This window comes from Bradyrhizobium sp. PRIMUS42, assembly GCF_023006515.1.
Lineage (GTDB): Bacteria > Pseudomonadota > Alphaproteobacteria > Rhizobiales > Xanthobacteraceae > Bradyrhizobium.
This window is the reverse complement of sequence record NZ_JALBGZ010000217.1, coordinates 1-8,928: the sequence shown is the minus strand read 5'-3', so window position 1 is coordinate 8,928 and position 8,928 is coordinate 1. Positions and strand designations below refer to the sequence as shown.

Annotated in this window: 7 protein-coding genes; 2 read left to right on the top strand and 5 right to left on the bottom strand. The window is 64.4% G+C overall.

All coding sequences use genetic code 11. From position 1 onward, the window contains the following. The 4 genes from MOV75_RS17730 to MOV75_RS17715 all read right to left on the bottom strand — a co-directional run. A partial coding sequence (locus MOV75_RS17730) for an ABC transporter ATP-binding protein (protein ID WP_247006284.1) occupies positions 1 to 790 on the bottom strand: 790 nt, incomplete at its 3' end. 128 nt (positions 791 to 918) lie between these two features. Then, positions 919 to 1,806 carry an ABC transporter permease gene (locus MOV75_RS17725; protein ID WP_246927298.1) on the bottom strand — a complete coding sequence of 296 codons (888 nt, stop codon included), beginning with the start codon at positions 1,804 to 1,806 and terminating at the stop codon, positions 919 to 921. A 19-nt stretch (positions 1,807 to 1,825) separates the two neighbouring features. Beyond that, positions 1,826 to 2,767 (bottom strand): ABC transporter permease, encoded by a 942-nt coding sequence (locus MOV75_RS17720; RefSeq protein WP_246927300.1) that lies wholly within the window; start codon positions 2,765 to 2,767, stop codon positions 1,826 to 1,828. A gap of 235 nt (positions 2,768 to 3,002) precedes the next feature. Beyond that, the gene (locus MOV75_RS17715; protein WP_246927302.1) at positions 3,003 to 4,133 is read right to left on the bottom strand and encodes a M20/M25/M40 family metallo-hydrolase; all 1,131 of its coding nucleotides are present in this window, start codon (positions 4,131 to 4,133) and stop codon (positions 3,003 to 3,005) included. A gap of 269 nt (positions 4,134 to 4,402) precedes the next feature. On the opposite strand from MOV75_RS17715, the gene MOV75_RS17710 reads away from it, so the two are divergent. Together MOV75_RS17710 and MOV75_RS17705 are read left to right on the top strand one after the other, a co-directional pair. Next, complete coding sequence (locus tag MOV75_RS17710; RefSeq protein ID WP_246927304.1) at positions 4,403 to 6,013, top strand: ABC transporter substrate-binding protein; 1,611 nt, start codon at positions 4,403 to 4,405, stop codon at positions 6,011 to 6,013. Positions 6,014 to 6,243: 230 nt separating this feature from the next. After that, positions 6,244 to 7,839, top strand: a complete 1,596-nt coding sequence (locus MOV75_RS17705; RefSeq protein ID WP_247006285.1) for a glycosyltransferase family 39 protein — start codon at positions 6,244 to 6,246, stop codon at positions 7,837 to 7,839. 204 nt (positions 7,840 to 8,043) lie between these two features. Here the strand turns inward: MOV75_RS17705 and MOV75_RS17700 are convergent. Continuing rightward, on the bottom strand, positions 8,044 to 8,928 hold an 885-nt coding region (locus MOV75_RS17700), incomplete at its 5' end, for an MFS transporter (protein ID WP_247006283.1).

The following is an 8,928-nucleotide window of genomic DNA, read 5'->3' as shown; positions in this document are numbered from 1 at the left end:
CCAGGCTCGGCACCGACGCGAGCAGATTGCGGGTGTATTCCATGGTCGGATTGCGCAGCACGGTCTCGAGCGGGCCGGTCTCGACCAGGCGGCCCTGCCGCATCACCGCGACGCGGTCGGCGATCTCGGCGACCACGCCCATGTCGTGGGTGATGAACAGCACGGCGGTGCCGTGATCGCGCTGGAGCTCGCGGATCAGGCTCAGGATCTGCTTCTGAGTGGTGACATCGAGCGCGGTGGTCGGCTCGTCGGCAATGAGCAGCTTCGGCTCCAGCACCAGCGCCATCGCGATCATGATGCGCTGGCGCTGGCCGCCGGAGAGGCGGTGCGGGTAGGAGGCGAAGATGCGTTCGACCTGGGGCAGGTGGACCTGCTCCATCATGTCGAGAATGCGCTTCCTGCGCGCCCTGGCATCGAGCTTGGTGTGCGCGCGCAGCACCTCGTCGATCTGGCGGCCGACCGGCACCACCGGATTGAGCGCGGTCATCGGCTCCTGGAAGATCATCGCCATCTGAGTTGCGCGTAGCTGGCGCAGGCGGCGGTCGGTCGCGGTGAGCAGCTCTTCGCCGACCAGCTTGACGCTGCCGGCGGTGGGCACCAGCGTGCCCTTCGGCAAAAGGCCCATCGTGGTGAGAGAGGTCACCGACTTGCCCGAGCCGCTTTCGCCAACGAGGCACAGCGTCTCGCGCTCACGGACCTGGATCGAGATGCCGTCGATGATCTTCGGTCCATTCGGCTTCTTGCCGACGGAGACGACGAGGTTGTTGATGTCGAGGATGGTGTCGGTCATCAGGTCACTCCATCGTCATTGCGAGGAGCGAAGCAACGAAGCAATCCAGAAGTCCTTCCGCGGATGCAGACTGAATTGCTTCGCTTCGCTCGCAATGACGGAACAAGGGGCAGGGGCGGCGAGACAAATCACTTCCCCTCCCGCTGCTTCATGCGGGGATCGAGGGCGTCGCGGGCCGCGTCGCCGATCAGGTTGATGCTGAGGATGGCGATCGAGAGCAGGAGGCCGGGCCAGAAGATCAGCGATGGCTTGATCTGGAAGTACTGGCGGCCCTCGGCCATGATGTTGCCCCACGTCGGCGTTTCCGGCGAGATGCCGGCGCCGAGGAAGGAGAGGATGGCCTCGGTGAGGATCGCGCTGGCGCAGACATAGGTGCCCTGGACGATCAGCGGCGCGATCGTGTTCGGCATCAGGTGCCGCCACATGATCTTCGGCAGGCTGGAGCCGACCGAGATCGCCGCCTCGACGTACGGTTCTTCGCGCGCCGACAGCACGACCGAGCGCACCAGGCGCGCCACGCGCGGAATCTCGGGAATGGTGATCGCGATCAGCACGGTCCAGAGGCTGGCACCGGACAGCGACACCACCGCGATCGCCAGCAGGATGCTCGGCATCGCCATCAAGCCGTCCATGACCCGCATCAAGACGGCATCGACCAGCTTGAAGAAGCCGGAGACGAGCCCGATCGCGAGCCCGATGACGATCGACAGGATCGCCGAGCCGATGCCGATCAGAAGCGAGATGCGGCCACCATAGAGGACGCGCGAAGCCAGGTCACGGCCATAGGCGTCGGTGCCGAGCAGGAATTGCCCGGACGACGGCTTCAGCCGCTGCGACGGCGCGAGCTGGATCGGATCATGCGGCGCGATCAGCGGCGCGAGGATCGAGATCAGCACGATCAGCGCGAGCAGGACCGTCGCCGTCGCGATGATCGGTGTCGAGGTCAGGAATCCGAAGCGCGGGCGCAGAGGCGACGTGATCGGAATAGAGGACTGGGGAAGGGTATCGACCGACATGTTTGTCCTTGTCCTTGCCTCAGTACCGGATCCGGGGATCGAGCAGGGTGTAGGCGACGTCGATGAGAAGGTTGACGACGACGTAGATCAGCGACGTCAAGAGGATCATCGCCTGGATCACCGGATAGTCGCGCGCCAGCACTGCGTCCACGGTGAGCCGGCCGATGCCGGGGATGTTGAACACGCTCTCGGTGACGACGACGCCCGAAATCAGAAGCGCAAAGCCGGTGCCGATCACGGTGATCACAGGCACGGCGGCGTTGCGCAGCGCGTGCCGCATCATCACGGCAACCTCGTTGATGCCCTTTGCGCGCGCCGTGCGGACGTAATCCTCGCCGAGCACGTCGAGCATCGCCGCGCGCGTCATGCGCGCGATCAGCGCGATGTAGATGAAGGAGAGGGCGCAGGTCGGCAGGATCATCCGCTCGAAGAACGGCCCGAAGCCGTTAAAGATGCTGCGGAAGCCCTGCACCGGCACCCAGCGCAGTTCGATCGCGAAGATCTGGATCAGGATGTAGCCGACCACGAACACCGGCACCGAGAAGCCGAGCACGGAGAGGCCCATCACGAAACGGTCGATCCAGGTGCCGTGCTTCCACGCCGCGATCACGCCTAAGGGAACGGCGACGATGACGGCGAGGATGATGGTCGACAGCGCGATCGAGATCGACGGCTCGACGCGCTGGCCGATCATCTTCATGACAGGCAGATTGGAGATCAGCGACGTGCCGAGGTCGCCGTGCAGCAGCTTGTTCACCCAGGTGATGAACTGCACGATCAGCGGCTCGTTGAGGCCGAGCGAGGTGCGGATGCGCTCCAGCCGTTCGGGCGTCGCGTTGTCACCGGCGAGAATCGCGGCGGGGTCGCCAGGGGTGAGGCGGAGCAGGAGGAAGACGAACAGCGCGACGACGCCCATCACGGGCACGGCGGCGAAGATTCGGCGTAGGAGATATCCGAGCAAGTTGGATTCCGTCAGATTAGAGTCAAATCGGCGGCAGCCGCGATGGTCAGTTCTGCCACTAGCCTAACATTTCAGCAATTCCCGTGCCATCAGGGCCACAGATTTTGCAGTGCGGCTAAGCTCGCAGGGTGGGCAAAGCGGAGCGTGCCTACCGCTCCTCCATTTGGCAGAATGGTGGGCACGGCGCGACGCGCCCTTTGCCACCCTGCGGAATAGCTAGGGAACAGCGGCGCCGTCACTCCAGCGTCGCCAGCAGACCCGCCATCAACCGACCGCGCTCAACCAGACTCTCGACTTCGATATACTCCTCGAGCGTGTGGCCATTGCCGCCGCGCACGCCCAGGCCGTCGAGCGTCGGGATGCCCATTGCACCGGTGAAGTTTCCGTCGGAGCCGCCGCCGGAGCTCGCATGCGGCAGTTCGGCGCCGAGTGATTTGGCGATGCCGCGCGCCTTTTCATACAGCGCCATCGTGCCGGCATCCGGTTCCCACACCGGGCGCGTCACCCCGCGTGTCACCTTGAAGGCGACGTCGTTGCTCGTGCCGGACAGCGCCAGCATCCGCTCGACGCCGCGGTCGAGATCGGCCTGCCGTTTGGCCATGGAGAGCGCTTCGCCGGTGGCGGTCGTGGCAACGCAATTGACCCATTGCCCGCCATGCACGACGCCGACCGAGAAGGTGCAGTCCTCCGTCGTCATCGCGTCGATGGCGAGAATCTGCCGCGCCATCTCGCGGATCGCCGAGCGTCCCGCCGACAACGTCGCGCCGGCGTGGCTCGGCCGGCCCGTCGCCTCGAGATTGAATCGTGCGATGGCATAACGTCCGGTGGTGACGCCGTTGTCGGTACGGCCGGGCTCGGGCACCAGCACATATTTGTTGCGCGCAGCCTCCGCCTCGATGATGTCGCGTGTCGAGGGCGTGCCGACTTCCTCGTCAGGCGTGAACAGCACGGTGATCGGCAGCGGCGTGGTGAAGGATGCGCGCGCCAGCTGCCGGATCGCTTCCAGCGACAGGTAGTTGCCGCCCTTCATGTCGTAGATGCCGGGGCCATAGCACTTGTTGCCCTCGCGCCGCCATTTCAGCTTCTCGATGGTGCCGACCGGGTGGACGGTATCCATGTGGCCGGCGATCAGGATGCCGGGCCCGCCCTGCTTCGGGTGCGGAAAGCGCGCGCGGATCACGCCACCGAAGCCTTGCCGTCCGACGATGCGCTCGATCGTCGCACCCATGATCGCCATATCCCGCGCCGCGATATCGAGCATGCGGTTCACGGCACCAGCATCCCAGGTCGGGCTCTCGCATTCGACCCAGCCACGCAGACCCTGGAGCATTGCCTCGGAATCGAAAGGAAGATTGGCTGGATTCATCTCGATGTCTCTCAAGCTTCGAAAGATGGAACGCGCGTTGCATTGCCGCGCGGCAGGACGAGTGGAGAGTGTTGTAGAGCCAAACCGATCCTTGTGGAGCCCGTGCCCGCGCCGCCAGGGCTTGCAGCGAAACCGGATTGACGCGCTCGGCCCTGTCTGCAAGTCTCGAAAGATAAAGGCATTGCATGAGGTTAGTTCGCCCAAGGAACGAGCCGCATGCTTAACCAATAACCTGCCTTTGAACAGTTTCACGTCAGGAGAAACTTTTTATGTTCCACTTCATGCGCCGGAGGCCTCGCGCGCTTGCCTCCAAACTTGCGCTGTCGGTCGTCGCGCTTTCGACCGCGCTGGCCTCGCCAGTGCTCGCAGCGGGCAAGACCATCACGGCGGTGATGCATTCCGATCTGCGCATCATCGATCCCATCTTCACCACGGCCTACATCACGCGCGACCATGGCTACATGGTCTACGACACGCTGGTGGCCCCCGATTCGACCTTCAAGATCCAGCCGCAGATGGCGGACTGGAAGATCTCCGACGACAAGCTGACCTACACCTTCACTCTGCGCGACGGGCTGAAGTGGCATGACGGCGCGCCGGTGACTGCGGAGGACTGCGTCGCTTCGTTGAAGCGCTGGGCCGCGGTCGACGGCATGGGCCAGAAGCTCATGGACTTCACCGCGAGCATCGAGGCGACCGACGCCAAGACCATCACGCTGAAGCTGAAGGAGCCCTACGGCCTCGTGCTCGATTCCATCGGCAAGCCGTCCTCGCGCGTCGCCTTCATGATGCCGAAGCGCCTCGCCGAGACGCCGGCGGACAAGCAGATCCCCGAGCAGATCGGCTCGGGTCCGTTCAAGTTCGTGGCGTCGGAATTCCAGCCGGGTGTGAAGGCGGTCTACGTCAAAAACACCGATTACGTGCCGCGCAAGGAGCCGGCGAGCTGGACCTCGGGCGGCAAGGTGGCGAAGGTCGACCGCGTCGAATGGATCACGATGCCGGACTCTCAGACCGCGGTGAACGCGCTGCAGTCGGGCGACATCGATTTCATGGAGAACCTGCCCTACGACATGCTGCCGGTGCTGGAGGCGAACAAGGAGATCACGATCGAGGTCTCGAACAAGTTCGGCTTTCAGACCCTCGGCCGGATGAACTTCCTTTATCCGCCGTTCGACAACGTGAAGGTGCGGCGGGCTGCTCTTCTGGCCATGAACCAGAAGGACGTGCTCGACGCGCTGGTCGGCAATGCCAAATATCAGAAGATCTGTGGTGCGTTCTTCATTTGCGACACGCCGTTCGCAACCGAGGCCGGCGCCGAGACTCTGGTGAAGGGCAATGGCATGGCGGAAGCCAAGAAGGCGCTCGCCGAGTCCGGCTATGACGGCACCCCGGTCGTGGTCATGGCGCCCGGCGACGTCACGACCCTCAAGGCGCAACCGATCGTCGCGGCCCAGTTGCTGCGCGAGGCCGGCTTCAAGGTCGACCTGCAGGCGACCGATTGGCAGACGGTGGTGAGCCGTCGCGCCAGCCAGAAGCCGCCGAAGGAGGGCGGCTGGAACATGTTCTTCACCAACTGGGTCGCAGCCGACGTCTCCAACCCGATCGCCAATCTCTCGATCGGCGGCCAGGGCAAGAAGGGCGGCTGGTTCGGCTGGGCGGAAAGCGCCAAGATCGAGCAGCTCAAGGACGCCTTCGTCCGCGCCCCCTCGCTCGACGAGCAGAAGAAGATCGCCGCCGACATCCAGAAGGAAGCCTATGAGCAGGTGATCTATATCCCGCTCGGGCAGTATCTCCTGCCGAGCGGCTGGCGCAAATCGCTGACCGGCGTGCTCGACGGCCCGGCGACGCCGCTGTTCTGGAACGTCGACAAGTCGGAGTAGGCGGGCGACGCGTTCCCGCGACTTTTGTCGGATCGTGATGCGGCGCCGCTGATATCAGCGGCGCCGCTGCCTTTTGTTGGCTGCGCCAATTGAGAAGCGCGCGGCTTTTAACCCTTCCAATGTCCGATCATTGCTATTTGTTTCAATCTTGAAATAGATGTGTGCTCCTCACGTATTACTTTCCCTTCCTCAATCTGATTCCCGTGTCGATCGATTTTGCATTACAGGCGATGGCCGAACGGTCCGATCGCACGCCGGCGCGTTGGCGGCGACCTTTCCTGCGTTGGCTGGATGGCGTCGAGGCGGGCTGGGCCGTGCCCCTTCTCATCGGCTGCTTCGTTGCGATCTGGACGCTCTATCTGGCGATCGCCTATGCCGGCGGCGGCCTGCACCCTGATACGCTCGAGGCCTGGACACTGGGGCGGCATTTTGCCTGGGGCTATCACAAGCATCCGCCCTTGACCGGCTGGATCGCCGCTGGCTGGACCTCCGTCTTCCCGCTCAGCGACTGGTCGCTGCAGTTGATGGCGATGGCCAATGCCGGGCTTGCGCTGATCTTCGTCGACCAAATCGCGCGGCAATTCGTGACCGGGCACAAGCGCATCCTGGTGCTCTTGCTCCTGATGCTGACACCGATTTATCAATTCCACGCCCAGCGCTTCAATGCCAATTCGGTGCTGCTCGCGGCCTGGCCGCTGGCGACCTGGTGCTTCCTGCGTGCATTCGAGACGCGGGCCCCGCTGTGGGCGGTCGCGGTGGGATGCACGACGGCGTTGGCAATGGTCGGCAAATATTATTCGATCTTTCTCGTCACGAGCTTCGCGCTTGCCGCGCTGGCACACCCGGCGCGACGCGCCTATTTCACCTCCGCTTCGCCCTGGATCTCGGTCGTCGTCGGGCTCGCGGCGCTATCACCCCACATCCATTGGCTCGCGACAACGGGCGCGTCGACTTTCACCTACGCGCTGGCGCATGCCAACGGAAGCACTGCGACTTCACTCGGCGAGGCGAGAAACTTTCTGCTGGGGCTGGCGGCGGCGATGAGCATGTCGGCCGTGCTCTGGGTGCTCGTCGCAGGAACGCGCTTGAAGCAGTTTCCGGCCGACTTCGGGGCGATGAGCCCGGGCCTGCGGCTTCTGTTCTACGTCGCGATCGGCACGATCCTGCTGCCCATCCTGACCTCGCTTGTGATGGGCACAGATCTGCCGTCGCTATGGGCGTTGCAGGGCTTGTTCCTGTTTACCGTTCTCGTGGTCTGCGGCACAAGCTACCCGATCGAGCGCTTCTACACGGTCAACCTGACCGTGATCGTGGCCGGCGTCGCGCTGGCCGCCGTCCTGGTCGCCGCGCCGATCCATGCCGTCTATCGCAACGATCGCGGTTATGAGGAGGGCCGGAATCTTTACGCCCAGACGGCCGGCGAACTGACGCGCGCGTGGCGGGAGCTGACCGGCGTGCCGCTGAGCGCCGTGAGTGGTGATGGTTCGCTCGCCTTCGCCGCCGCGTTCTACGGCCAGGACCATCCGTATAATGCGGGACCCTTCGAGTACGAAGATACGTTGGGATTGCCGCGCAAGACGTCGCTCGACCGCGGCTGGGCCGCGCTCTGTTTCCGCGACCAGGAGCCTTGCATCCGATGGATGGAGTGGGCGTCCTCCCGGACCGGACACTTCGTCAGGCGTGAGTTCACTGCGCAGGCGACCCTGTGGGGGCGGCCCGGTCTCGCGCGGGAGGTCGTTGTGCTCATGGTGCGGCCGAGGGGAATGCGGACGATCCCCAAGAGCGCTGCAGATGATTTCAGCGCCAGCCGGCGGGCGACCGACTAGGGGACCATGCTCAGCAGTGGCTGTCGCGAACCTGCTCGAGCCCCTCGCTGGCAAATGGCGTTGTGAACGTGGTCTGCTCAGCACCCGGTTCGGAACTTTCCGCCCTCTGCCGCTCTACGTCGTGATCTTCGCGGTGTTCCGGTTCCATTGCAGCGGCCTTTCAAAAAATGCTGCAGGACAACATCGCGGCCGCCGGGAAGTTCCTTACCCGACAGGACGATGATGCGGCTTGAACAGCCGTCCCTTCTCCACCACCAGCACAATCGCGAGCGCAGCCAGCGTCGACAGGAAGAAGCCGACCGAGAACGGCAGCAGTGTTCCGTCGAAGCTCTGTCCGATCGCCATGCCGACCACGATTCCGATCAGCGTCGTGATCGAGCCGTAGAGCGAGGAGGCGGTGCCGGCGATCTGGCCCTGCGGCTCCATCGCGAGCGCGGTGAAGTTCGCGATCATCATGCCGAACGAGAACATCATCAAGGCGGAGAGCACCATGAACAATGCGAGCGGCAGCATGCCGAGGCTTTCCGTCAGCAGCATCACGGCGGCAACGACCGTGTAGAGCGCCAGTGCCCCGTGCGAGATCACGCGCATGCCGAGCCGCCCGACCAGCCTCGCATTGAGGAAGCCGGCGATGGCCGTGCCGGCCGCAATCGCGGCGAAGGCGAGCGGGAAGTAATGGCCGAGGTGATAGATTCCGGTGAAGACCTGCTGGGCGCAGAAGACATAGGCGAAGAGCGCGCCGATGACGCTGCCGGCGGCCGTGGCATAGCCGATGGTCTGGCGGTTGGTCACGGTCTGCCGAAACGCCGAGAGCACGTCGGCGGGCGCCAGCGACCGGCGCCCGGACTCGGGAAGGGTCTCAGGCAGCCGCAGCACGCACCATGCGAGCGCGAGCAGGCCGTACAGCATTAGCACGACGAAGATGCCGCGCCACGCCGTCACCAGCAGCACCGCCTGGCCGAACGAGGGGGCGATCACGGGCACCGCGATGAACACCATCATGGCGAGCGACATCACGCTCGCCATGCGCCGGCCGGCATAGCAGTCGCGCACGATCGAGGTCGCGATCACGCGCGTCGCCGAGGTGCC